At 57.6% G+C, this 344-nt stretch carries 1 pseudogene; it reads left to right on the top strand.

What is annotated here, in order from left to right:
* Positions 1-344, top strand: a pseudogene (locus tag A3754_RS00390) (PrkA family serine protein kinase); the annotation flags it as partial.

Raw genomic sequence — 344 nt, 5'->3', positions numbered from 1 at the left:
GCTGTGCCGGGCCAACCAGGGCCTGCTTGAGTTCGTGGAAATGTTCAAGGCACCGATCAAGGTGTTGCACCCATTGCTCACAGCCACCCAGGAAGGAAACTACAACGGCACCGAGCACATGGGCGCCATCCCTTTCGATGGCATGGTGTTGGCGCATTCCAACGAAGCCGAGTGGCATAGCTTCCGCAACAACAAGAACAACGAAGCCTTTATCGACCGGGTCTATATCGTCAAGGTGCCCTATTGCCTGCGCGTCACCGAAGAGGTGCTGATCTACGACAAGCTGTTGCGCAACTCCAGCCTGCGTGATGCCCACTGCGCCCCGGATACCCTGCACATGCTTG

Source organism: Alcanivorax sp. HI0083 (assembly GCF_001635175.1).
This window is presented reverse-complemented; position numbering and strand designations above follow the sequence as displayed.